Source organism: Stenotrophomonas sp. TWI1149 (assembly GCF_039673155.1).
Classification (GTDB): domain Bacteria; phylum Pseudomonadota; class Gammaproteobacteria; order Xanthomonadales; family Xanthomonadaceae; genus Stenotrophomonas; species Stenotrophomonas maltophilia_AA.
This window is the reverse complement of record NZ_JBDJLB010000008.1, coordinates 70,130-93,139: the sequence shown is the minus strand read 5'-3', so window position 1 is coordinate 93,139 and position 23,010 is coordinate 70,130. Positions and strand designations below refer to the sequence as shown.

18 protein-coding genes and 1 pseudogene are annotated in these 23,010 nt (G+C 67.4%); 10 read left to right on the top strand and 9 right to left on the bottom strand.

All coding sequences use genetic code 11. From position 1 onward, the window contains the following. Positions 1-246: 246 nt before the first annotated feature. Positions 247-3,006, bottom strand: a complete 2,760-nt coding sequence (locus ABE424_RS10850) for a TonB-dependent receptor (RefSeq protein WP_176990774.1) — start codon at positions 3,004-3,006, stop codon at positions 247-249. Positions 3,007-3,277: 271 nt separating this feature from the next. Here ABE424_RS10850 and ABE424_RS10845 point away from each other — a divergent pair, with 271 nt between their 5' ends. Continuing rightward, positions 3,278-4,294 (top strand): sugar kinase, encoded by a 1,017-nt coding sequence (locus tag ABE424_RS10845; RefSeq protein WP_346491429.1) that lies wholly within the window; start codon positions 3,278-3,280, stop codon positions 4,292-4,294. Continuing rightward, positions 4,281-4,919 (top strand): bifunctional 4-hydroxy-2-oxoglutarate aldolase/2-dehydro-3-deoxy-phosphogluconate aldolase, encoded by a 639-nt coding sequence (eda, locus tag ABE424_RS10840; protein WP_176990772.1) that lies wholly within the window; start codon positions 4,281-4,283, stop codon positions 4,917-4,919. The genes ABE424_RS10845 and eda overlap by 14 nt, the downstream gene beginning before the upstream one ends. A 19-nt stretch (positions 4,920-4,938) precedes the next feature. Here eda and ABE424_RS10835 read toward each other — a convergent pair whose 3' ends face one another. Next, a complete protein-coding gene (locus ABE424_RS10835) occupies positions 4,939-6,822 on the bottom strand; it encodes a sigma-54-dependent Fis family transcriptional regulator (protein ID WP_346491428.1) in 1,884 nt (627 codons plus the stop codon). A gap of 239 nt (positions 6,823-7,061) precedes the next feature. Between ABE424_RS10835 and adh the strand changes: the two are divergent. From adh to ABE424_RS10815, 4 genes and pseudogenes are all read left to right on the top strand, one after another. Continuing rightward, a pseudogene (gene adh / locus ABE424_RS10830) lies at positions 7,062-8,590 on the top strand (aldehyde dehydrogenase). A gap of 82 nt (positions 8,591-8,672) precedes the next feature. Continuing rightward, on the top strand, positions 8,673-9,701 hold the full coding sequence (gene adhP / locus ABE424_RS10825; RefSeq protein WP_176990769.1) for an alcohol dehydrogenase AdhP: 1,029 nt from the start codon (positions 8,673-8,675) through the stop codon (positions 9,699-9,701). A 112-nt stretch (positions 9,702-9,813) separates the two neighbouring features. Further along, complete coding sequence (locus ABE424_RS10820) at positions 9,814-10,191, top strand: DUF779 domain-containing protein (protein WP_176990768.1); 378 nt, start codon at positions 9,814-9,816, stop codon at positions 10,189-10,191. Between the two features lie 56 nt (positions 10,192-10,247). Next, the gene (locus ABE424_RS10815; protein ID WP_346491427.1) at positions 10,248-10,643 is read left to right on the top strand and encodes a hypothetical protein; all 396 of its coding nucleotides are present in this window, start codon (positions 10,248-10,250) and stop codon (positions 10,641-10,643) included. Here ABE424_RS10815 and ligD read toward each other — a convergent pair whose 3' ends face one another. From ligD to ABE424_RS10800, 3 genes are all read right to left on the bottom strand, one after another. Next, complete coding sequence (gene ligD, locus ABE424_RS10810) at positions 10,644-13,205, bottom strand: DNA ligase D (protein WP_346491426.1); 2,562 nt, start codon at positions 13,203-13,205, stop codon at positions 10,644-10,646. Between the two features lie 6 nt (positions 13,206-13,211). After that, positions 13,212-14,153 (bottom strand): Ku protein, encoded by a 942-nt coding sequence (locus tag ABE424_RS10805; RefSeq protein WP_176990765.1) that lies wholly within the window; start codon positions 14,151-14,153, stop codon positions 13,212-13,214. A 95-nt stretch (positions 14,154-14,248) separates the two neighbouring features. Continuing rightward, complete coding sequence (locus ABE424_RS10800) at positions 14,249-14,644, bottom strand: hypothetical protein (RefSeq protein WP_176990764.1); 396 nt, start codon at positions 14,642-14,644, stop codon at positions 14,249-14,251. Between the two features lie 144 nt (positions 14,645-14,788). Between ABE424_RS10800 and ABE424_RS10795 the strand changes: the two genes are divergently transcribed. Beyond that, the gene (locus ABE424_RS10795; RefSeq protein WP_179460643.1) at positions 14,789-15,130 is read left to right on the top strand and encodes a hypothetical protein; all 342 of its coding nucleotides are present in this window, start codon (positions 14,789-14,791) and stop codon (positions 15,128-15,130) included. Position 15,131: 1 nt separating this feature from the next. Here ABE424_RS10795 and ABE424_RS10790 read toward each other — a convergent pair whose 3' ends face one another. Next, entirely contained in the window at positions 15,132-17,258 is a 2,127-nt protein-coding gene (locus tag ABE424_RS10790) for a TonB-dependent receptor (protein WP_346491425.1), read from the bottom strand. Between the two features lie 176 nt (positions 17,259-17,434). On the opposite strand from ABE424_RS10790, the gene ABE424_RS10785 reads away from it, so the two are divergent. From ABE424_RS10785 to ABE424_RS10775, 3 genes are all read left to right on the top strand, one after another. Further along, on the top strand, positions 17,435-18,637 hold the full coding sequence (locus tag ABE424_RS10785; RefSeq protein ID WP_346478976.1) for an amino acid aminotransferase: 1,203 nt from the start codon (positions 17,435-17,437) through the stop codon (positions 18,635-18,637). Between the two features lie 131 nt (positions 18,638-18,768). Further along, complete coding sequence (locus ABE424_RS10780; RefSeq protein WP_346491424.1) at positions 18,769-19,785, top strand: class 1 fructose-bisphosphatase; 1,017 nt, start codon at positions 18,769-18,771, stop codon at positions 19,783-19,785. 109 nt (positions 19,786-19,894) lie between these two features. Then, the gene (locus tag ABE424_RS10775) at positions 19,895-20,605 is read left to right on the top strand and encodes a 2OG-Fe(II) oxygenase (protein WP_346491423.1); all 711 of its coding nucleotides are present in this window, start codon (positions 19,895-19,897) and stop codon (positions 20,603-20,605) included. Between the two features lie 32 nt (positions 20,606-20,637). Here the strand turns inward: ABE424_RS10775 and ABE424_RS10770 are convergent, their stop codons facing one another. From ABE424_RS10770 to ABE424_RS10760, 3 genes are all read right to left on the bottom strand, one after another. Beyond that, on the bottom strand, positions 20,638-20,835 hold the full coding sequence (locus tag ABE424_RS10770) for a hypothetical protein (protein WP_346491422.1): 198 nt from the start codon (positions 20,833-20,835) through the stop codon (positions 20,638-20,640). A 363-nt stretch (positions 20,836-21,198) separates the two neighbouring features. Continuing rightward, complete coding sequence (locus tag ABE424_RS10765; RefSeq protein WP_346491421.1) at positions 21,199-21,561, bottom strand: hypothetical protein; 363 nt, start codon at positions 21,559-21,561, stop codon at positions 21,199-21,201. A gap of 101 nt (positions 21,562-21,662) precedes the next feature. Next, positions 21,663-22,754, bottom strand: a complete 1,092-nt coding sequence (locus ABE424_RS10760; protein ID WP_176990757.1) for a PA0069 family radical SAM protein — start codon at positions 22,752-22,754, stop codon at positions 21,663-21,665. Positions 22,755-23,010 lie beyond the last annotated feature (256 nt).

Below are 23,010 nucleotides of genomic sequence, written 5' to 3'. Positions count from 1 at the left end.
AGGGTTCGCCGCCATGCGACCGTGATGTTGATGAGTCATGACGTCCGGCCTCCTCCGGAGCGTCCATCGCGCGTGGCCGCGGTGACACCGCTGGTCATCCGAAACGTAACAAACCCTTCACGCGGCGGCATCTTGCGCCGCAGCAGCGTGTGCGTGTGTTGGCGAGGGTCGGGGATGGCAACGATGGCGGCGCGCGCGCAGCCGGCGGCGTGATCGCTCACGCCGCCGGTGGGTACTGCCGTTGAATCAGAACTTGTAGCGCACGCCGAGCAGGAACTGGCGGCCGGTTTCGGTGTACTGCAGCGGCAGCTGACCGGTCGCCGGCGAGTAGACCCACTCGTCGGAGGCTTCGTTGGTCAGGTTGATGCCTTCCAGGCTCAGCTCGAGCTGATCGCTGATCGTGTAGCGGATCGACGCATCCAGGACCGTGGTGCCGGTCATGCCGTGGTAGCCATCGATGTTGAAGCCGGTTTCGGTACCCGGTGCCTGGGTCAGGTAGTCATCGCGGTTGGTCGCCGAGACGCGGCCGGAGAAGACCTTCCCTTCGTAGAACAGGGTGGCGTTCCAGGACGACTTGGACAGACCGGTCAGGTCGGTCTTCATCACCGGCTGGCCGGCGGCGTTGAGGTACTGGATCTGCGATTCCACCCAGGTGTAGTTCAACTGTACGCCCAGGTTGGACCACTTGCCGGGCAGGAAGGTGAAGGGCTGGGTGTAGTTGGCTTCCACGCCGTGCAGTTCGCCACCGGGGGTGTTGACCGGACGGCTGTAGGTGAAGTCATCGGCCGGCGAGGCACCGGTGCCGATCAGCAGCGAGGCGGGCAGGCCGCTGTCGGAGTACGGACGCACTTCGCGGGTGGTCTGCACGAAGCTCTCGATGTCCTTGTAGAACAGGCCGATGCCGGCCATCGCGCCTTCGGCGAAGTACCACTCGAAGCCGAGGTCGACGTTGGTCGCACGGATCGGTTCCAGGTCCGGGTTGCCGCTGGAGATGGTGCGTGCACCACCGGCCACGGCCACCGTGGCGCCAGGCGTCAGGCTGCCCAGGCCCGGGCGGCTCATCACCTTGGCCGCGCCGAGGCGGATCAGGAAGTCCGGGGTGACTTCCGCCACCAGGTTGAACGAGGGCAGGGTGTCGTTGTAGGTGCGGTTCTCCGTGGTGGAGACCGTCCCGGTGGCCAGCGTGGACAGGCCGGTGGAGCTCTGCTTGGTGCGCACGTAGCGCACGCCCACGTTGCCCGACAGCGGCAGCGCGCCGATCTCGGTGGAGAACTCGCCCATCAGGTAGGCGCCGCGGTCCTTTTCTTCGACGCTGCGCACGTTGTTGGCGCGCGGGGCGACGGCGAAGATGCCGCTGTTGCTGTAGATGTCGAACTGATCGGCGATCGCGTTCAGATCCGGCACCACCCAGTTGGACGGGCTGCCGTTGATGCCTTTCAGGCCGGCCTGCTCGGTCATGTCCACCGGCACGATCTTGGTGCCGTCGGCGAAGTTGGGCACGGCCAGTTCGCTGGCGCGGCGCAGTTCGGTGGTCTTGAAGGTGTAGTCCTTGGCGAGCACGCCGCCCTTCAGGCGGAAGCCGGGGCTGATGTTCCAGTTGAAGTCGATCTGGCCGGTATCGAAGTCATTGTCCACGTACTGCGGACGCAGGCGGATTTCCGCCAGTTCCCAGCCCGCGGGGTTGGTCGGGTCGATGCCGTAGTTCAGCGTCGGGAACCGGCTGTTGCCCCGGTAGTCGTAGCTGTAATTGTCGACGTCGTACTTGTCCATGATGATCGTGGTCTGCACCGGGTTCTCGTGCTTGGAGCGCGAGATGCCGACCTTGCCGGACAAGGTGAAATCATCACCGAAGCGGTGCTGGCCGTTCAGGCTGAGCTGCTTGAACTCGGTGCTCCACTCGTCATGGCGGTTTTCGGTGCGGATATCGACGTTGTCGAACTCGCCGTAGACCAGTGCGTTGTTCTCGATCACGCCGTTCTTGACGATCATCGCCGGCTTGCCGACCAGGCGCGGCGTGGTGCTGGTGCCACGGCTGAAGGAGATCGCCTCGATGTAGTGCTCGTCGCGGGTGGCGTCGATCTTCGAGTACAGCGCGTCCAGCGAGATCTCGGTGGCGTCGCTCGGCTTCCACTGCAGGGTGCCGGTCACGCCCAGGCGCTTCTGCTCATGCTCCATCTGCACATAGCGCGGGAAGCGCGGGTGGTAGACGTCGGCCGAGCGCGCGGCGGCGAACGGCGAGGCGGCGTTGAAGTTGCCGTTGCTCGGGCCGTTGGCCCAGCGGCCGGTGTTGGAGCCTTCTTCCAGCGCCTGGCGCTCGGAATAGGCGACCGACAGCAACGCACCGAAGGTGCCGTCTGCAAAGGTATTGGAGATCAGTGCGGCCATGCGCGGGTCGGCCTTCTCGGCCATCGCGTTGTAGCCGGCCTGGCCGCTGGCGGCAAAGGTGAAGCCGTCATAGTCGAACGGGCGCGCGGTGCGCAGGTCGACCGTGGCACCCAGCGAGCCTTCCTCGACGTCCGCCGAGGCGGTCTTGCGCACCATCAGCTGCGAGAACAGGTCCGAGGCGAACACGTTGAAGTCGAAGCCACGGCCACGGTTGGTGCCGCCGCTCTGGTCGCCGGCGCCGACGGTGGTCAGCGCTTCCATGCCGTTGATGCGCACGCGGGTGAAATCCGGGCCCAGGCCGCGCACCGAGATGTTGCGGCCTTCGCCGGCTTCGCGGGTAATGACCACGCCGGGGATGCGCTGCAGCGACTCGGCCAGGTTCAGATCCGGGAACTTGCCGATATCCTCGGCGACGATGGCGTCGACCACGCCGGCTTCGCCACGCTTGATGTCCAGCGCCTTCTCGACACTGGCGCGGTAGCCGGTGACGGTGACGGTATCCAGCTCGGTGGGGTTGGTGGTGCCCGCATCCTGGGCCAGCGCGGTACCACTCAGCGCCAGGCCGATCGACAATGCGAGCAAGGTAACCGGTGTCTTTTTCTGCGTGTTCTGGACTTGCATGTTTTCCCTCTCCCAAGGTGCTACATGAAACAGCTATCCAACGACATGTCAGTGCAATGACACCGCTGGTCAGGGCGGACGTTAACAGCCCGTTACTGATCCGGCATCTTGCACCGCAGCAGACTTTCAATGTCCCGCAGACGCTTGCAGGACAGTGGTTCCGACATTCGGGACAGGTGGACGGGGCGACGTCCATCGCTAGAATGACACCGCTAGCCATTGCTGCTGGACGTCCCCGCGGCGTCCGCGGCCCTCACAAGGATCCAGGACCATGAGTCGTGTTGTCTGTTTCGGAGAGTTGTTGCTGCGCATGAGCGCCCCCGGCCGTGAGCTGCTGCTGCAGCACCCGCAGTTGATGGTCCACGCCGGTGGCGCGGAAGCCAACGTCGGTGTCTCGCTGGCCCACCTCGGGCATGCGGTATCGGCGGTCAGCACGGTGCCGGCCAACCCGCTGGGCGAGTACGCACTGGGCGAACTGCGCCGGCATGGCGTGGACACCACCGCGGTGCGCCGCACCGACGGCCGCATGGGGCTCTATTTCCTGACCACCGGTGCGGTCCAGCGCGCGAGCGAAGTGGTCTACGACCGCGCCGACTCGGCCTTCGCCAACAGCAGCGCCGCCGACTACGACTGGGACACGCTGCTGGCCGGCGCCGACTGGCTGCACCTGTCCGGGGTCAGCCCGGCGCTCAACCCGGCCATGGCCCAGGCCACGCTGGCGGCGGCGCGTGCCGCCTGCGCGCGGGGCGTGAAGGTGTCCTTCGACGGCAACTTCCGGCCGTCGCTGTGGGCGCGCTGGCAGGGCGATGCGCCCGGCATCCTGCGCGAGCTGTTCGCCTGCGCCGATCTGCTGTTCGCCGATTACCGCGACATCGGCGTGGTGCTCGGCGGCAGCTTCGAGCAGGCCGATGTGCGTGAGCGTGTCGATGCGGCCGCCGCACAGGCCTTCGCCGCGTTCCCGCGCCTGCAGTGGATGGCCTGCACCCAGCGCACCCCGCACAGCGTGGACAACCATGCACTCGGGGCGATGCTGGTCGGCCGCGATGGCACCCGCGCCGTGGCGCCGACCCGCGAGATGATCGGCATCGTGGACCGCATCGGGGGGGGCGATGCCTTCGCCGCCGGCATCCTGCATGGCATGATGCGCGGCTTCGCGCCGGACATGATCGTGCGCTTCGGCCTGGCCGCAGGCTGCCTGAAGCACTCGATCCCCGGCGACTTCAACCCTGTCAGCGAGGCTGACATCATGGCCCTCACGGGCGAGGAGCGATTCGATGTCCGGCGCTGATCCGCGCGTACGCGCAGTCCTGAAACTGGCCCCGGTGATTCCGGTGTTCACCCCGGAAAGCGTCGAGGATGCCGTCGAGGTCGCGCGTGCACTGTTCAACGGCGGCCTGCCGGTGATCGAAGTGACGCTGCGCACGCCGATGGCGATGGACGCGATCCAGGCGATGGTCGAGGCCGTGCCCGATGCCGTGGTCGGCGCCGGCACCGTGCTGACCGCCGCGCAGATGGAGAAGGTCAAGCAGGTGGGCGGCCGCTTCGCGGTGTCGCCCGGCGCGACGCCGCGGTTGTACGCGGCCGCACGCGATACCGACCTGCCGTTCCTGCCGGGCGTGGCGACCTCCTCGGAGCTGATGCTCGGCCTGGAGCACGGCCTGGATACGTTCAAGTTCTTCCCGGCGGTGCAGGCCGGCGGCGCGGCCATGCTGTCGGCCTGGAACGGCCCGTTCGGCGATGTGCGGTTCTGCCCGACCGGCGGCATCAGCGCGCAGACCGCGCGCGATTTCCTGCACCTGCCCAACGTGCTGTGCGTGGGCGGTTCCTGGCTGACCACGCGTGCACTGCTGCAGGCCCGGGACTGGGCCGGCATCGAGCAGCTCGCGCGCGATTCGGCCGCGCTGGTCGGCTGAGCCCGCATCGCCTGCCGCCTCAGTGGCGGCGGGCGGTCGCGCCGACGCGGCGATACAGGGTGCTGCGGCTGATGCCCAGCGCGCGGGCCGCCTGGGCGACATTCCCATGGCTGGCCCGCAGCGCGTCGCGCATCGCGGTTTCCGTCATCGCCTCCAGGCCCTCGGCCGTGGACGGCAGGACCGGCGCGCGCACGGTCTGCAGATAGGCGGGCAGCATCCCGTGCCGGATCTGCTCACCTGGGTCACTCAGCGCCACCAGGGTGCGCAGGCAGGAACACAGCTGCCGCACATTGCCCGGCCACGTGTAACCCGCCAGCGCGTCGAGCGCGGCGGCCTCCAGCTGCCGGCCCTGGCCGAGCCTGTCCCACAGACCACGCACCAGTGCCGCACGGTCGGCGTGCTCGCGCACGGCAGGTAGACGCACGCTGTGGTCGGCGATGCGGTAGTACAGGTCGCTGCGGAATTCACCGGCGCCCATGGCCTGGTCGAGATCGCGGTGGGTGGCGCAGATCAGGGCGAAATCCAGCTGTACCGGTTTGCCGCCGCCCAGCGGTGACAGCGTGCGCTCCTGCAGCACCCGTAGCAGGCGCGGCTGCAGCGCCAGCGGCATGTCGCCGATTTCATCCAGGAACAGCACGCCACCCTGCGCCTGCCGCAGCAGGCCGGTGTTGCCGCTCTTGCGCGCACCGGTGAAGGCACCTTCCTCGTAACCGAACAGTTCGGCTTCGATCAGGCCTTCGGGCAGCGCCGCGCAGTTCACCGCGACGAACGGCTTGTCGGCGCGTGCACTGCGCCGGTGCAGCTCACGCGCGAAGACCTCCTTGCCGGTGCCGGTCTCACCCTGCAGCAGCACGGGCAGCTGTGCGTCCAGCACGCGGCAGGCGCGGTCGAGCACCTGCTGCTGGGCCGCGTCGAACAGGGGCGTGGCATCGGCACGCACGGCGGCGGCGGCGGCACGGGCAGGGGCCGCCGGTGTCGGGCGGGCAGGCAGCGCCGAACGCACGCGGGTGCCGCCCGCCGGCCCCAGGTGCCCGTACAGCGCGCGCCCCTGGCGATCGACCAGCGCACCGTCATCGTGCAGCCGCGACAGCGGACCATCGAACAGCGCCTCGTAAGGGGCCCTGCCGATGTCGCCGTGGTCCAGACCGAACAGGGCCAGCCCGGCGCGGTTGGCGGCCACCAGGCGGCCATTGCGGAAGCCCAGCACGCCTTCGCGCGCGGTGCCGAGCAGGCCGGCGTCATGATGCAGGCGCACGACCTCGCAATCGCCCAGCCCCGCCTCGAAATAGCGGTGCTCGATATGCGCCACCGCCTGCCGCGCCAGCACGCGTGCATGCAGGTGCTGCTGGCGCGCGTCGCCGGAGATGTCGAGCACGCCGACGCGCTGCCCGTAGGGATCGAAGATCGGCGTCGCCGAGCAGGTCAGGATCGCGTGCGGGGCGAAGTAGTGCTCGCCGCCCCGGACCTCCACCGAGCGGCCTTCGACGATGGCGGTACCGATCGCATTGGTACCCACCGTGGTTTCATCCCAGCGCACCCCCGGCATCAGCGCCACGCGCCCGGCCTTGTCGAGAAATCCCGGGTTGCCCTCGGCATCCAGGATCCAGCCGGCCTCGTCGGTCAGCAGCGCGATGCTGCCGGTCGCCGCGATGTCGGCCGCCAGCCCGTCCAGCTCCGGCCGCGCCAGCCGCCACAGCGTTTCCTGGCGCTGCCGCAGCTCGCGCAGGCGTGCGTCCGGCAGCGGCTCGACCTCCGGCTGCGCATCCACCGACAGCCCGCCGCGCTGGCAGCGCTGCCAGGACTGCAGGATGGTGTCGGGCACGATCCCGACCGGCGCCGCGCCGCGCTCGAAGAACGAGCGTCGTGCAGTGCCGACACGGTGCTGGAGCGGACGCTGGGACACCTGGATTCTCCAGTGTCGCAATCTGCGACAGTTGTAGCGGGGCCTGTTCCGATAAACACCACACCCGGCGTTACCGCGCAATGACCTGCCGTGGTGCACCGCATCAGTTTCCGCCCCCCTCTCCAATCGGCGCGCTGGCTCAGGCCTTGCCGCACTGCACCACACCGAACCTGGCATCGTCCTTGCGGCAGGGGACAGACCCTTACCGGGCCTGTCCACCGCCATCCGGAGATGCACCCATGAATGCCGTCACGTCCGCCAAGCCGCACGCCACCGACCCGCAGTCCATCTTCAAGCCGCGCTACGGCAACTACATCGGCGGGGAATGGGTGGCGCCGCGCAGCGGCCAGTACTTCGAGAACACCACCCGGTGACCGGCAAGGTGTTCACCGAGGTCGCCCGCTCCAACGCCGAGGACATCGAAGCGGCGCTGGACGCTGCCCACGCGGCCAAGACCGCCTGGGGCCAGACCTCGACCACCGAGCGCGCCAACATCCTCAACAAGATCGCCGACCGCATCGAGGAGAACCTCGAGCTGCTCGCCCATGCCGAAACCTGGGACAACGGCAAGCCGATCCGCGAAACGCTGAACGCCGACGTGCCGCTGATGGCCGATCACTTCCGCTACTTCGCCGGCGCGGTACGCGCGCAGGAAGGCAGCCTGTCGGAGATCGACAAGGACACCATCGCCTACCATTTCCACGAACCGCTCGGGGTGGTCGGGCAGATCATCCCGTGGAATTTCCCGATGCTGATGGCGGCGTGGAAGCTGGCGCCCGCGCTGGCCGCCGGCAACTGCGTGGTGCTCAAGCCGGCCGAGCAGACACCGGCCTCGATCCTGGTGCTCATGGAAGTGATCGGCGACCTGCTGCCCAAGGGCGTGCTCAACGTGGTCAACGGCTTCGGCGTGGAGGCCGGCAAGCCGCTGGCGTCCAACCCGCGCATCGCCAAGATCGCCTTCACCGGCGAGACCACCACCGGCCGCCTGATCATGCAGTACGCCAGCCAGAACCTGATTCCGGTAACGCTGGAACTCGGCGGCAAATCGCCGAACATCTTCTTCGCCGACGTGATGGCCGAGGACGATGATTTTCTCGACAAGGCCGTGGAAGGTTTCGTGCTGTTTGCCTTCAACCAGGGCGAGGTGTGTACCTGCCCCTCGCGCGCGCTGATCCAGGAATCGATCTACGATGAATTCATGGAACGTGCGCTCAAGCGCGTGGCCGCGATCAAGCAGGGCAATCCGCTCGATCCCAACACCATGGTCGGTGCGCAGGCCTCCTCCGAGCAGCTGGAAAAGATCCTCTCCTACTTCGACATCGGCCGGCAGGAAGGCGCCGAGGTACTGATCGGCGGCGAGCAGGCCATGCTCGAGGGCGACCTGGCTGGCGGCTTCTACGTGAAGCCGACCGTGTTCAAGGGCCACAACAGGATGCGCGTGTTCCAGGAAGAGATCTTCGGGCCGGTGGTCTCGGTGACCACGTTCAAGACCGAGGAAGAAGCCCTGGAGCTCGCCAACGACACGCTGTACGGCCTCGGTGCCGGCGTGTGGAGCCGGGATGCCTCGCGCCTGTACCGCATGGGCCGTGGCATCCAGGCCGGGCGCGTGTGGACCAACTGCTACCACGCCTATCCGGCCCATGCCGCATTTGGTGGCTACAAGCAGTCGGGCATCGGCCGCGAGAACCACAAGATGATGCTCGACCACTACCAGCAGACCAAGAACCTGCTGGTCAGCTACTCGCCCAAAAAGCTGGGCTTCTTCTGAGCCCCGGGCTTGATCCCGATCAAGGCGCCGGCATGCGGCCGGCGCCACAGTGCAGTCATTGGCAATCCACGGAGATCCACGCATGAACAAGACCATGAAGGCCGCTGTTGTCCGCGAATTCGGAAAGCCGTTGCGCATCGAGGAAGTCGAGGTGCCGCGTCCCGGCCCGGGCGACATCCTGGTGAAGATCGAAGCCTGTGGCGTGTGCCACACCGACCTGCATGCGGTCGACGGAGACTGGCCGGTCAAGCCCAACCCGCCGTTCATTCCCGGCCATGAAGGGGTCGGCCACGTGGTTGCGGTGGGTGCGGGTGTGAGCCACATCCGCGAAGGCGACCGCGTCGGCATCCCGTGGCTGTACTCGGCCTGTGGCTATTGCGAGCACTGCCTGGGCGGCTGGGAGACCCTTTGCGAGGCGCAGCAGAACACCGGCTACTCGGTGAACGGTGGTTTCGCCGAGTACGCGTTGGCCAACGCGGCGTATGTCGGGCTGCTGCCCAAGAGCGTGGGCTTCATCGAGGTCGCGCCGATCCTGTGCGCCGGCGTCACTGTCTACAAGGGCCTGAAGGTCACCGATACGAAGCCGGGCCAGTGGGTGGTGATTTCCGGCATCGGCGGGCTGGGCCACATGGCCGTGCAGTACGCCAAGGCGATGGGGCTGAACGTGGCCGCGGTGGATATCGACGACGGCAAGCTCGCCCTGGCCGAGCGGCTGGGTGCGACGATCACCGTCAACGCGCGCAACACCGATCCGGCCGCGTTCCTGAAGAAGGAGATCGGCGGGGCACATGGCGCACTGGTCACGGCCGTCTCGCCGAAGGCCTTCGAGCAGGCACTGGGCATGGTCCGCCGCGGTGGCACGGTCTCGTTGAACGGCCTGCCGCCGGGCAACTTCCCGCTGGACATCTTCGGCATGGTGCTCAACGGCATCACCGTGCGCGGCTCGATCGTGGGTACCCGCCTGGACCTGCAGGAATCACTGGAGTTCGCCGAGCAGGGCAAGGTGGCCGCCACGGTCACCAGCGATTCGCTGGAGAACATCAACGACATCTTCGCGCGCATGCAGGCCGGCAAGATCGAAGGCCGCGTGGTGCTGGACATGAGCGCGTAAACGGCGCCGCGTTGCCGTCCTGCGCCGCTTCCCCTCTCCCGGTGGCAGCAGGACGGCAGCGCCGGTTCTTCCGTCCTGCCGGCCACTCGCCGGCACCCAGGGTGCCCCGATCATGACCGACCTTCCGCTCCAGGTAATGGCCACGCTCCCGGCCCTGCAGCTGATCGAGACACTGCAGGCCCGCCACGGCGATCTGCTGTTCCACCAGTCCGGTGGCTGCTGCGACGGCTCCTCGCCGATGTGTTTCGCCCAGGGCGATTTCATCGTCGGCGACCGTGACGTGCGCATGGGCGAAATCGGCGGGGCACCGTTCTACATCAGCCCTTCGCAGTTCGAGTACTGGAAGCACACCCAGCTGATCATCGACGTGGTGCCGGGCCGCGGCGGCATGTTCTCGCTGGAGAACGGCGAGGGCGTGCGCTTCCTGGTCCGCTCGCGGCTGTTCAGTGATGACGAGTTCGCCCAGCTCAAGGCGGCCGGCCGGGTCTGAAACTCGCCGCGGCAACCCGTCCATAATGGTGCCTCTCCCGCCGTGATGTCGCCGCCATGCCTGTGTGGTCCGCCCTGAAGAACCCGTTGCTGTCCGTGCTCGCCGTCGTGTTCGCGTTCGCGGTGATGGTGCTGGTCAACAGCGTCGGTTCCTGGCTGGTGCCGTTGCTGCGCATTCCGCCCGGCGGAGAAACCCAGCTGGCCTGGGACCTGGCCTGGACGATCCTCAGCGGCATCGCTGCGATCGCCTTCGCCAGCCGTTATGCGCCCAATTGGCCGCGTGTGCACGGCGGCGTGGTGTGGGCGGTGATCGCGGCCGCATCGATCTACACCGCGTGGGATTTCGGCAGCGATTTCCCGTTCTGGTTCGTGGTGATCCTGCTGGTTTCGCTGCCGGTGCAGGCATTCGTGGGCCTGTGGCTGGGCACGCGGTTCCGGCCAGGGCGCGCCTGATCAGCTGCCGGGCAGTACCTGCTTCACCTGCTCGATGCCCTCCCACGGATCCTGCTTCAACCGCTCCGCGCGCTGCAGCGCCTTCGCCAGCGGGAAGGCGTCCGGCGCCGCGATGCGGCCCAGCTCTTCCCAGCGCAGCGGCACCGCCACGCCGGCACCCGGCCGCGCCCGCAGCGACCACGAGCTCACACTGGTGGCGCCGCGCGCATTGCGCAGCCAGTCGATGAAGATCACCCCGTCGCGCTTGGCCTTGCTCATCGTCGCCACATAGCGGTCCGGTGCCTGCGTGGCCATGGCCTGCGCGAAGGCCTCGCAGAAGTCCTTGGCCTGCGCCCAGTCGGCCTTGGGCTGCAGCGGCACCACCACGTGCACGCCCTTGCCGCCGGAGAGCCGGACGAAGCTCTCCAGCCCGGCTTCCTGCAGGCGCGCGCGCACGTCGCGTGCGGCGGCCTTGATCTGGGCCCAGTTCACGCCTTCACCCGGATCCAGATCGAACACCAGCCGGTCCGGATGTTCGGGGTCATCGACGGTGGCGCCCCAGGGATGCAGCTCCAGGGTGTTCATCTGCACCAGCTGCAGCAGCCCCTCCACATCCTCGATGTAGAGGTAATCCTCCCGCCCGCTTTTCTGTTCCAGCGGGATCGCCTTGACCGCACCGCCCAGGCCGGTGCCATGGTGTTTCTGGAAGAAGCAGGGCTTGTCCACGCCGTCCGGGCAGCGCAGCACCGACAGCGGACGATGCGCGACCTCGGGCAGGATCCAGCGCGCCATGCGGCGGTAGTAGTCGGCCACCTCGCCCTTGGTGATCTTCGCCTTGGCGAACACCACGCGTTCGGGGTGGCTGATCGTCACGGTGCTCTCTTCCTTCGCAACTGCGGCCTGCTTCCGGCCGCTGGTTTTCGCCGCCGGGGCGGAGGCGGACGCAGCGGCGGTCGTGACGTTGGCTGCCGCGCCCAGATCCTTCGGCTGTTTGTCTTCGCGCAGGCGCTTGAAGCTGGCCTGGCGCAGCAGGCCTTCCTTCGCCCAGCCTCGGAAGGCGACTTCCGCGACCAGCACCGGCTTCACCCAGTGCACGCTGCGCGCGGTGAACGGCACGTGCGAGGGCAGTTCGACCACCGCGTCCTTCACGGTCAGCGGCGTCAGTTGCTTCGTCAGCGCGCGCAGCGCCGCATCATCGAAACCCGTGCCGACGCGGCCGACATAGCGCAGCCCGCCCTTGTCCGGCGTGGCCATCAGCAGCGAGCCGAAGCCACTGCGCGATCCCTTGGGCTCGGTGTAGCCGACAATGAGGAACTCATCGGTGTTCTCGTGCTTGATCTTGATCCAGTCGCGCGAGCGCGCGTTGACGTAGGGCGCGTCGATCCGCTTGCTGATGATGCCTTCGAAGCCGGCTTCGCCACTGGCGGCGAACACCGCCGGGCCGTGGTCGCGCACATGGTCGCTGTAGGCCAGGGTGTCCGGCTTGCTGCCCAGCAGGTCCTTGAGCAGCGCCTTGCGCTCCAGCAGGGGGACGCGGCTGACATCCACCCCGGCGATGCCGGGCATGTCGAACACCACGTAGCGCAGCGGCTGCTTCGCGGTGCCGTCGATGACCTTCTGCAACGCGGTGAAATCACTGCGGCCCTGCGCATCCAGGACCACCAGCTCACCGTCCAGGCGCAGATCGCGCACCGGCAGCCGCTCGATCGCCTGCACCACCTCGGGAAAATCGTCGGTCCAGTTCAACCCGCCGCGCGAGCGCAGCGCAACCACGCCCTCGCGCACGTCGGCCAGCAGGCGGTAGCCGTCCCATTTGATCTCGTGCAGCCACTGCTCGCCATCCGGCGCGGTGGCACGGTGGTCGGTCAGCTGCGGCTTGAAATCGTGCGGGTAGGGCCTCTCGCGTGCGCTTTCAAGCGCGAGCGCGCGTTTGGACCAGCGCGCGTCGGCCTTGCGTGCGGCGCCGTTCCTCACTGGCTTGGCGGGTGCGGTCTTCTTTGCCGGGGTCGCCTTCTTCGTGTTGGCCGCGGCAGCCTTCTTGGTGCCCGCGCGCTTGGCCGCTGTCGGCGGCGCCTCCAGCAGATCATCGGCCTCCATATCCCTCGCCTCATCGTCATCGCGTTTGATCAGCAGCCACTGGTGCTGCTTGCCCTTCATCGCGGTGCGCACCAGCTTCCAGCCGCCTTTCAGCCGCTCGCCGTGCAGCACGAAGTCCACCTTCCCGGCCGCGATCGCCTCCAGCGGATCGCCATCGCAGGCCCAGGTGCCGTGGTCATAGACGTCCACATGGCCAGCGCCATAGTGACCGCTGGGGATATCGCCGGCGAACGTCGCATACGACAGCGGATGGTCCTCCACCTCCACCGCGAGCCGCTTCTCGCCCACGCGCAGCGAGGGGCCCTTCGGCACCGCCCAGCTCTTCAGCACGCCGTCGGCTTCCAGCCGGAAGTCGTAATGGCGCGAGCTGGCATGGTGCAGCTGCACGACGAAGATCGGTCGCCGCGCCGGTGCACCGCGACGCTCGGCGTCCGGCTCGGGGGTGCCGTCGAAGCGGCGTTTGCGGCGGTACTCCTGCAGGGACATGCGCGCTTACCCGGCTTTGCGCGCGGGCGCGCGCTTGGTTGTCTTTTTGGCTGCCTTGCCCGCTGTCTTGGTCGCCTTCTTCGCGGCAGTGGGTTTGGCGACCTTGGCCGTGGCCTTCTTCGCCGGCGTCTTCCTGGCCGCCGGCGTGCGCTTCTTGGCATCCAGGCTCTTCTGCAGCAGCGACATGAAGTCGACCACGTTGGTCGCATCATCCTCGCGCGGAACCGGCTCTTCTTCGACCTTGGTGGTGCCGCCCTTGGCCTTGATCCGCTTCTTCAGCAGCGTGTGCAGGCGCTCGCGGAACTCATCGTGGTACTCGTCCGGCTTCCATTCGCCGGACATCGACTCGATCAGCTGCTCGGCCATGGCGGTTTCCTTGCTGTTGATGCGGTACTCGGACAGGCTCCCACTGGGCAGCTTGTAGTCTTCCGGGTCCACCAGTTCCTGCGGATAGCGCAGGATCATCAGCACCAGCGCATCGCCGTGCGGCATCACCGCGCACAGATACTCGCGCGTACGCACCACCACCCGCGCGATGCCGACCTTGCCGGTACTGCGCAGCGTCTCACGCAGCAGCACGTAGCCTTTCTCGGCTTTCTTGGCGGGCACCAGCAGGTAGGGCTTCTCGTAGTAGCGCGGATCGATCGTGCCGGCATCGACGAAGGTCTCCACCTCGACCGCCTCATGGCTTTCCGGCGCGGCCGAGCGGATATCGTCTTCTTCCAGCACGACGTAGCTGCCCTTGTCGTACTCGTAGGCTTTGACGATGTCCTTCCACGGCACTTCCTCGCCGGTGTCGGCGTTGACGCGCTCGAAGCGGATCGGTTTGCGGTCGCGCGAATCGAGCATCCGGAAGTGCAGATCGACGTTGCGTTCGCCGGACATCAGCGACACCGGGACATTGAGCAGCCCGAATGACAGCGTGCCGGTCCAGATCGGTCGGGCCATGGTGGCGCCACTCCAACACTACAGGGAGGGCAGCTGTACCGCGCGGCACGTGAAACGCCCGTGTCCGGCCTGTGCAGGCCGGCTGCACGGCACTGCTACTGCAGCAGGCCGTGCACCGCCGCCGCCGGCATGTGGTCCAGCGCCAGCCAGGCATCCTCGACCACCGCCCGCGCCTGCGGCCAGCCCAGCCGGGATTGGCCGCGCATCTGCTCCCAGTGCTCGGCCAACTCGCCATCGGTGTCGTCGGCGCCGCGCGGCCAATCGGCGTAATGCGTGGTCAGCGCGAAGGCATAGGCCGGGTAGAGGTCGCGCCAGCTACGCCGGCCATGGCTGCGGCGCTGCTCGTAGTCGCTGCGCATGTACTGCAGGTAGTCCTGTGCGATCGCCTGCGCGTCCTCGGCGCGGTCGCGGCGCGCACGGCGCCCGCTCCGTTCCGGCTGCAGGTAGGCGTTGAACAACGCGGGTGCGGCACGGCGGTCCAGGCGGGGCATGACACGACTCCGACAGCGGTGGGGCAGGCAGGAATAGACCCGCCGCCGTTATCCAGCCGTGACAGATTCGTTGCTGCGACGGGATTCGCGGCGACTTCACCCGCCGCGCGCTGTAGTGGAGCGCACCGTTACTGGAGAACTCCCATGCCACGCGATCCCCTGCGCGACGCCACCGCCCCGGTCCCCGGCGAGCAGCGCGCCAAACATGACAACCAGGACGCCGAAGACCGCGGCGCCGGCATGTCCGTGCCCGACGACACACCCGATCACCTGCCGGTGGCGGTCACCCCGGACCCCGTCCCGCGCGACCGCAAGGATTCGGCCGCCGGTGAGAAGGGCCCGGCCGGTCATCACCGCCGCGAAGATGAATACCAGCGCCGCCAGCGCAAGGAACACGCCAGCGACAACCAGGACGAGGCGCTGGAAGAGACCTTCCCGGCGAGCGACCCGACCTCACCGTTCGTGCCGGCCAAGCCGCCCCGTTAGGTCACGGCGCCCACTGCCACTGCAGCCCCACGTTGTAGCGGCGGTCCGGGCCCGGTTCGAAGAAGCGCTGGTTGCCGTCGTTGACGATCACCGAGCCGATGTAACGCTGGTCCAGCGCATTGTCGATCCGCGCGAAGGCCCGCAGCGTGCCCTGCGCGGTGGTCCAGCGCCGCGACAGTTCCAGATTCAGCAGCGCGTAGCCCGGTGCGCTGTCGGTGGCCAGGTCGTTGACCACGGTGTCGCTGGAGGCCACGACCTCGGCCGCCCACTGCCACGGGCCCGGCCGGTACTGCACCCGCGCGTTCCACTGCTGCCTGGGCACGCCCGGCAGGCGTGAGCCGGCCGTCACCGTGTTGCAGCCCGTGGCCGCGCACAGCGCATACGGGTCGCGTACGGTGGCCTCGATCCAGGTGTAGGCCAGCGACAGATCCGCCTGCGCGCCGAGCGGCTGCACGACACTGGCCTCCGCGCCCTGGCGGCGGGTGCGGCCGATGTTGCGGTACGTGCTGCGGCCGCCGCTGTTGCTGGCCACGGCCAGCTCGTCATCGGTATCGGCGCGGAACAGCGCGGCCTCGACCTGCGCGCCACGCTGCCCATGCCATTTGCTGCCGACTTCCAGGTTGCGGCTGCGGGCCGCCGAGAGATCCAGCGCCAGCCCGGCCTGGCCATCGGCGCGATAACCCAGCTCGTTGAAGGTGGGGGTCTCGAAGCCACGCCCTGCCGAGGCGTACAGCCGCCACGCATCGCTGGCGCGGAACACTACCCCGGCCACCGGTGTGGTCGCCTCGTAACGCCGTGAGCCGCTGTCGTCCGGATTTCCGGCGGTGATGTAGTGGTCGTTGGAACGGAAGCGGACCGTGCTGTGGCGCACACCGAGCAGCAACGACCAGCGTGGCGCCCACTGCCACCACGCCTGCGCGAACTGGTCCACGTTCTCGACCCGGTCGCTCTGGTCACGGCGCAGGCGGCCCTTGATGCCCACCTGGTCGCCCACGAAGTTCTCGTAACCGTTGCGATCCTGCTGCTGACGGTCGGCATTGGCGCCGATCACCACGTCCAGCGGGCGCCCGACCCAGTCGCCGCGCCAGGCCCAGCGCGCGTCGACACCGCCGTAGGCCCCGTCCAGGTCGATCACCCCGCCGGCATGCAGCGGGTTGGCCTGCGGCCCCGGCGGGATCGCCAGGTATTGCTCCACGCTGCGCTGACCGGCATAGCCCATCGCACGCAACGTCTGCGCGCCTTCCGTTCGGGTGAACACCAGCCCGGCCTGGGCCTGGCGCACGGATTTGCGGGTGTTGTACTGGGTGGCCACCGCGGTGGCCTGGCGCGGGTTCTCGCGCACCTGGGCGCGGGTCAGGCCGAGCGGATCCTGCGCGTCGGGCGCATCGAAGTAGTTCAGCACCAGATCCAGCTGGCCGCCACCGACATCCGTGCCGAGCCGGGCGTTGACCGACTCGCGCCGGGCCTGGCTGTGATCGCGCCAGCCATCGGTGCGGAAGTGGTTGGCGGCCACGTTGTAGCGGATCGGCCCCTGCACGCCGCGCAGCTGGGCGCCGGCGCTCACGGTGTTGTCGCTGCCGGTATCCACCCGCAGGCGCCATGGGTCGCCTTCGGCGCCGTCCGCGCTCCAGACCTGGACCACGCCGCCGGAGGAGTTGCCGTACAGCGCCGAGAACGGACCGCGCAGCACTTCCACGCGCTGCGCCGAGAGCAGGCTGGCGTGGGAGAGCTGGCCCTGGCCGTCGGGCATGGTGGCCGGTACACCGTCCACCAGCACCCGCACGCCGCGCACGCCGAAGGTCGAGCGCGCGCCGAAGCCGCGGATCGAGAGCTGGGTGTCCTGCGCGTAGTTCTGACGATCGCGGGCAACCACCCCGGGAATGCCGTTGAGCGCCTCGGAGAGCTGGGCCAGCGGCCCGGTACGGTCCTCGTCCACCCAGACCGTAGTCAGCGAGGCCGGCAGGTCTATATCGGCCACCTGTGCCACGCGCGCGGCCTGGACCTGCACGGTGGGCAGCCGCTCGACCGGCGCGGGCGGGGCGGGGGTGTTCTGGGCCTGCGCCAGCGATGGCAGCAACACGGCCGAGGCCAGCGCACAGTGGCGGGCCAGCGGGGTAAGACGGAGCATGCGGGGCGGGATCCTCGGTGAATGGGCGTGCCGCACGCCATGGTACGGAAGCGGACGTGACGACGGCCTCGGCGCCCTCGGCGGGGCTTTGTTACGATGGGTCGGTTTTGGCTGATTCTGCCGCCAAATCCGCGTCGCGCCACCCTCCCCCTTCCGTCATCCGAATGAGTACCGCCGTGTCCTTCTTTGCAAATGTGGAACTGGTCCCAGGCGACCCGATCCTGGGCCTGACCGAGGCTTACAACGCCGACAGCCGCCCGATCAAGGTCAACCTGGGCGTGGGCATCTATTACGACGAGAGCGGCCGCATCCCGCTGCTCCGCGCCGTGAACACGATCGAACAGCAGCTGGCCAATGACGCCAAACCGCGCGGCTACCTGCCGATCGACGGCCTGCCGGCCTACAACCAGGCCACCCGTGAGCTGGTCTTCGGCAAGGATTCGCCGCTGCTGGCCGCCGGCCGCGTGGCCACCTCGCAGACCATCGGCGGCAGCGGTGCGCTGCGCGTCGGCGCGGACCTGCTGCACAAGCTGCTGCCGCACGCCACCATCGCGATCAGCAACCCGAGCTGGGAAAACCATCGCGCGGTGTTCGGCGCGGCCGGCTTCGACGTGGTCGATTACACCTACTTCGATGCCGCCACGCATGGCGTGGACTTCGACGGCATGCTCGCCGACCTCGGCAAGCTGCAGCCGGGCACCGTGGTGCTGCTGCACGCGTGCTGCCACAACCCGACCGGTGCCGACCTCACCGTCGCGCAGTGGAAGCAGGTGGCCGAGCTGTTGAAGGACCGCCAGCTGTTCCCGTTCATCGACATGGCCTACCAGGGCTTCGACAAGGGCATCAGCGAAGACGGCGCCGCCGTGCGCATCATCGCCGAGGCCGGCATCGACAGCTTCGTGGTCGCCAACTCGTACTCCAAGTCGTTCTCGCTGTATGGCGAGCGCATTGGCGCACTGTCGGTGGTCGCCCCGGACGCGAACGCGGCCAAGGCCGTGCAGTCGCAGGTCAAGCGCATCATCCGCACGATCTACTCCAGCCCGTCCAACCACGGTGCGGCACTGGTGTCCGGCGTGCTCAACAGCGTCGAGCTGCGCCAGGTGTGGGAAGCGGAACTGACCGAGATGCGTGAGCGCATCCACGCCCTGCGCCATGGCCTGGTGGAGAACCTGGTCGCCGCCGGCGCGCCGGAGTACGCCTTCATCAACGACCAGGCCGGCATGTTCTCGTACTCGGGCCTGAGCCGCGCCCAGGTGGATCGCCTGCGCGACGAGTTCGCGATCTACGCCGTCGGCACCGGCCGCATCTGCGTGGCCGCACTCAACCAGGGCAACCTGGAGTACGTGGCCAAGGCCGTGGCGACCGTCAGCAAGGGCTGAGCAGTATCGCCCCTGTGAAGCAGAACGGCCGCCCTGCGCGGCCGTTCTGCCATGTGGCGCCGCGCGCGCCTCGTAATGGCTCCGGCGAAGGGCGACAATAGGCGCTTCTCCTCTGAAGGCCGCATGATTCCATGTCCCAGACGTCGCTGACCCGCTATCTGATCGAAGAGCAACATGCCGGCCGCATCAACGCCGATCTGCGCCAGCTGATCGCTGTCGTCGCCCGCGCCTGCACCAGCATCTCCATCGCGGTCAGCAAGGGCGCGCTGGGCGGTGTGCTCGGCGAAGCCGGTACCGGCAACGTGCAGGGCGAGGCGCAGAAGAAGCTGGACGTGATCAGCAACGAGATCCTGCTGGAAGCCAACGCCTGGGGCGGCCACCTGGCCGCCTGCGCCTCGGAAGAGATGGATCACTGCCAGCCGGTGCCCGACACCTACCCGCGCGGTGACTTCCTGCTGCTGTTCGATCCCCTCGATGGCAGCTCCAACATCGACGTCAACGTCTCGGTCGGCACCATCTTCTCGGTGCTGCGCTGCCCGCCGGGCACCGAGCAGCCCGACGATGCCAGCTTCCTGCAGCCGGGCACCGCGCAGGTCGCGGCTGGCTACTGCATCTATGGGCCGAGCACGCAGATGGTGCTCACCGTCGGCCACGGCACGCATGCATTCACCCTGGACCGCGAGAAAGGCGAGTTCGTGCTGACCACGCCGGACATGCAGATCCCGGCGGACACCCAGGAATTCGCGATCAACATGTCCAACCAGCGGCATTGGGAAACCCCGATGCAGGGCTACGTGCAGGACCTGCTGGCCGGCAAGGAAGGCGCGCGCGGCAAGAACTTCAACATGCGCTGGATCGCCAGCATGGTGGCCGACGTGCACCGCATCCTGACCCGCGGCGGCATCTTCATCTATCCGTGGGACACGAAGGATCCATCCAAGGCCGGCAAGCTGCGCCTGATGTACGAAGCCAACCCGATGGGCCTGCTGGTCGAGCAGGCCGGCGGCGCCGCCACCACCGGCCGCGAGCGCATCCTCGACATCCAGCCCGACCAGTTGCACCAGCGCGTGCCGGTGTTCCTCGGCTCGCGCAACGAGGTGGAAGAAGCCACCCGTTACCACCGCGAACACGACAGCGCGGCGGGTTGATTTCCTACACAGGGCTGGCCGATCGGTCAGCCTTGTTGTTACGTGGGAACGGCGTGACATCGGCCACGGCAGCGGTCACCATCGGCCACTCGTGCCCACGGACGACCCCATGACTGCCGACGCGCCGCTCGATTTCATCGAAGTAATCCACAACGCCGTCCCCAACGAGGTCTGCGCGGCCCTGCGGGCCCAGATGCGATCCAGTGCGCAGTTGCAGCCGGGCGAAGTGGGCAGCGGCGTGTTCCCGGAACTCAAGCACAGCAAGGATCTTCGCATCAGCGGGCGCCCCGAATGGCGGCAGGCCGAAGCGGTGCTGCAGCAGGCGGTTTTCAAGGGTTTGCTGACTTATCTACGCCGTTATCCACAGGCCCTGATCTCGCCGTTGATGTTGCAGATCCAGGACAGCCAGGGCCAGCCGCGCCGGTTGGCGGCCGAGGATTTCCCCGACATGGACGACGCCGCGTTGTCCGATCTGGCCCGCACCTGCCTGCGCCCGGGTACCATCAATCTGCAATGGTATGCAGCGGGCGAGGGCGGCTATCCGTACTGGCACTGCGAGCTGTATCCGCGCGATCCGGCCGGCGAAACGCTGCACCGCCACCTGTTGTGGACGCTCTACCTCAACGACGATTTCGACGCCGGCGAAACCGAGTTCCTGTTCCAGGGCCGCAAGGTCGCGCCGCGCACGGGCAGCCTGTTGATCGCACCGACCGCGTTCACCCATACGCATCGGGGCAACCGGCCGCAGGGTGGGGACAAGTTCATTGCGACGAGCTGGATTCTTTTCCAGAGTGCGCAGAAATTGTTTGGCGGGAATTGAGCGCCCTGGCTGGTGCTCGCCTCTTGCCGCGTTCAATCATCTTTACGCAGCATCGTCATGACGGTGACGACACTCAGGAATAGAGTGAACACGCCAAAGAAAGCCAGCGCGTACTGGTGCACGCCGGTAAATTTTCCGTCTGCAATCCTGCAGAAAGCATTCACTCCCGTCCCAATCGTGATCAGGACGAATACCACGAGATTCACCATCCTCCGGTGATGGTCCAGCATGTGCCTCCTCCTTGGCTTGAGTTCAACGTGTCGATCAACGCCTCCACTCTATCCGTTCAAATGCTTGCCGATTGAGCAAAGTTTCGCTCTATCCCGTGTCATCGATCAGCGGCCGTATCGGAACGACTCACGCGGCCTCGGCGAGTCGAAACCGTCGCTCCCACGGTTCCAAGGATCGCCAACGACAACCCGACCAGCTCCTGTTCGCCTAGAGGAACACGGTAGGCAATTTTCAGCCCCGTAAGTACCACGAAGTTCACTGGGAGCATCCACAGGAAGGCGATCCCAAGTCGATGAATCCATTTCATCCCGACGCGATCTCCTTGCAGTCACAGGCACCGCGTGACACGGGCGACCCATGCGCTACCACGTCGCCAGCACCACCACTACGGCTGCAACCAGCACGGCCAATACCATCACCGTGATCAGCACATTGCGCCCGGTGCGCTTCGCTTTCGCCTTCAACCCGGCCAGCACGTCCAGATCCAGATAGAGACGATCAGCGCCCGCGTCGCGGATGACGCCATTGTCGCGGTAGTACTTCAGTGGCGCATGGAGTGCATGGTCGATGCTGTCCGCCGCGATCGCGCTCTGTGGAGACAGTGCCTGATGGCCGGTGAAGTGTGCGATCAACGCGTCGCGCTGCTGCTGCACCGCTGCGGTGATGGCGGCATTGATCGCGATGCTGGCCGCGTTGGACGCGGCCGAGGTGGCTGCCGATGACATGTGGTTCCCCCTGAATGTCCGATGTGGACGTCAGACCACCGCGGCGCGGTGCCTGGCCCGATTGTTGGGCGGACGCGTCCCAAAGTCCATCGGGGCGCGGGTCAGAACAGCGAGCCTTGGGGTGAGTCCACCCGCGGCGGCAGCGGCCGCAGGAAGCGGGTGCAGTCCAGTTTCGGCCAGTGGCTGTTCTGCGCGTCGAAGCCCAGGCGCTTGCGGGCCAGCTTGAAGCGGTTGGACAGCAGATCCGCGTACACGCCTTCACCGCGCATGCGCGTGCCGAACTGGCTGTTGTAGTCCTTGCCGCCGCGCAGCTGGTTGATGGTGCTCATCACGTGCGTGGCGCGGTCCGGATGGTGGGTGTCGAGCCAATCGCGGAACAACGGTGCCACTTCCAGCGGCAGGCGCAGCAGCACGTAGCCGGCCGTGGACGCACCGGCGTCGCGGGCAGCCTCGAGCACGGCTTCCAGTTCGGCATCGTTGATCCACGGGATCACCGGCGCGACCATCACCCCGACCGGGATGCCGGCATCGCTCAGGCGACGCATCGCGCGCAGCCGTGCATGCGGGGCCGACGCACGCGGTTCCAGCCGGGCGGACAGGTGCGGATCCAGCGAGGTCACCGAGAAATGCACGCTGACCAACTGCTTTTCCGCCAGCGGTGCGAGCAGGTCGATGTCACGCTCGACCAGCGCGTTCTTGGTGATCAGCGAGAACGGGTGCTGGGTCTCCAGCATCACCTCGATCAGCTGGCGGGTCAGTTTGAGCTTGCGCTCGATCGGCTGGTAGGCATCGGTATTGATGCCCAGCGCGATCGGCTGCGGCACGTACCCGGGCCGTGAGAACTCCTTGCGCAGCAGCTGCGGCGCGTTGGTCTTGGCGAACAGCTTGGTCTCGAAGTCCAGCCCGGGCGACAGATTGAGATAGGCGTGCGAGGGCCGGGCGAAGCAGTACGAACAGCCATGCTCGCAGCCTCGATAGGGATTGACCGACTGGCTGAAGCCGACATCCGGCGACTTGTTGCGGCTGATGATGCTGCGCGCGGTTTCGGCGCGCACTTCGGTGCGCAGGCGCGGCGCGGCGAACTCCTCGCTCTCGTCCGGCGCCCAGCCGTCGTCCATCGCTTCGCTGACGGTGACCTCGAAACGGCCCGCCAGATGCGTGCTGGAGCCCCGGCCTTTGATCGCAATACCCATGGTCAAAGGCTATCGCCGCGAGGTCTCAGGGAATGAGACGTCGTGGCGTCGGAACGGCGGAGACAGGAGATTTCCATGGTTAGTAGTATTACTAACCACAGAGGCAATTGGAAGTGAAACCCGCGCCGTGCAAGGGTCGCCGGGGGTGGGGACCGATTTGATCCCCAAAATTATCCACAGGGGCAGGGCGGGTGGCTGGCGTGCCATGTCACCAGGCGGCTGAGCCGACCAACGGTCGGCTCCTACCGGATGCGGG

Excerpts from the sequence above, each read along its gene's own strand:
- ABE424_RS10850 (WP_176990774.1), bottom strand. The coding sequence starts at position 3,006 with ATGCAAGTCCAGAACACGCAGAAAAAGACACCGGTTACCTTGCTCGCA.
- ABE424_RS10845 (WP_346491429.1), top strand. The coding sequence starts at position 3,278 with ATGAGTCGTGTTGTCTGTTTCGGAGAGTTGTTGCTGCGCATGAGCGCC.
- eda (WP_176990772.1), top strand. The coding sequence starts at position 4,281 with ATGTCCGGCGCTGATCCGCGCGTACGCGCAGTCCTGAAACTGGCCCCG.
- adhP (WP_176990769.1), top strand. The coding sequence starts at position 8,673 with ATGAACAAGACCATGAAGGCCGCTGTTGTCCGCGAATTCGGAAAGCCG.
- ABE424_RS10820 (WP_176990768.1), top strand. The coding sequence starts at position 9,814 with ATGACCGACCTTCCGCTCCAGGTAATGGCCACGCTCCCGGCCCTGCAG.
- ABE424_RS10815 (WP_346491427.1), top strand. The coding sequence starts at position 10,248 with ATGCCTGTGTGGTCCGCCCTGAAGAACCCGTTGCTGTCCGTGCTCGCC.
- ligD (WP_346491426.1), bottom strand. The coding sequence starts at position 13,205 with ATGTCCCTGCAGGAGTACCGCCGCAAACGCCGCTTCGACGGCACCCCC.
- ABE424_RS10805 (WP_176990765.1), bottom strand. The coding sequence starts at position 14,153 with ATGGCCCGACCGATCTGGACCGGCACGCTGTCATTCGGGCTGCTCAAT.
- ABE424_RS10800 (WP_176990764.1), bottom strand. The coding sequence starts at position 14,644 with ATGCCCCGCCTGGACCGCCGTGCCGCACCCGCGTTGTTCAACGCCTAC.
- ABE424_RS10795 (WP_179460643.1), top strand. The coding sequence starts at position 14,789 with ATGCCACGCGATCCCCTGCGCGACGCCACCGCCCCGGTCCCCGGCGAG.
- ABE424_RS10790 (WP_346491425.1), bottom strand. The coding sequence starts at position 17,258 with ATGCTCCGTCTTACCCCGCTGGCCCGCCACTGTGCGCTGGCCTCGGCC.
- ABE424_RS10780 (WP_346491424.1), top strand. The coding sequence starts at position 18,769 with ATGTCCCAGACGTCGCTGACCCGCTATCTGATCGAAGAGCAACATGCC.
- ABE424_RS10775 (WP_346491423.1), top strand. The coding sequence starts at position 19,895 with ATGACTGCCGACGCGCCGCTCGATTTCATCGAAGTAATCCACAACGCC.
- ABE424_RS10770 (WP_346491422.1), bottom strand. The coding sequence starts at position 20,835 with ATGCTGGACCATCACCGGAGGATGGTGAATCTCGTGGTATTCGTCCTG.
- ABE424_RS10765 (WP_346491421.1), bottom strand. The coding sequence starts at position 21,561 with ATGTCATCGGCAGCCACCTCGGCCGCGTCCAACGCGGCCAGCATCGCG.
- ABE424_RS10760 (WP_176990757.1), bottom strand. The coding sequence starts at position 22,754 with ATGGGTATTGCGATCAAAGGCCGGGGCTCCAGCACGCATCTGGCGGGC.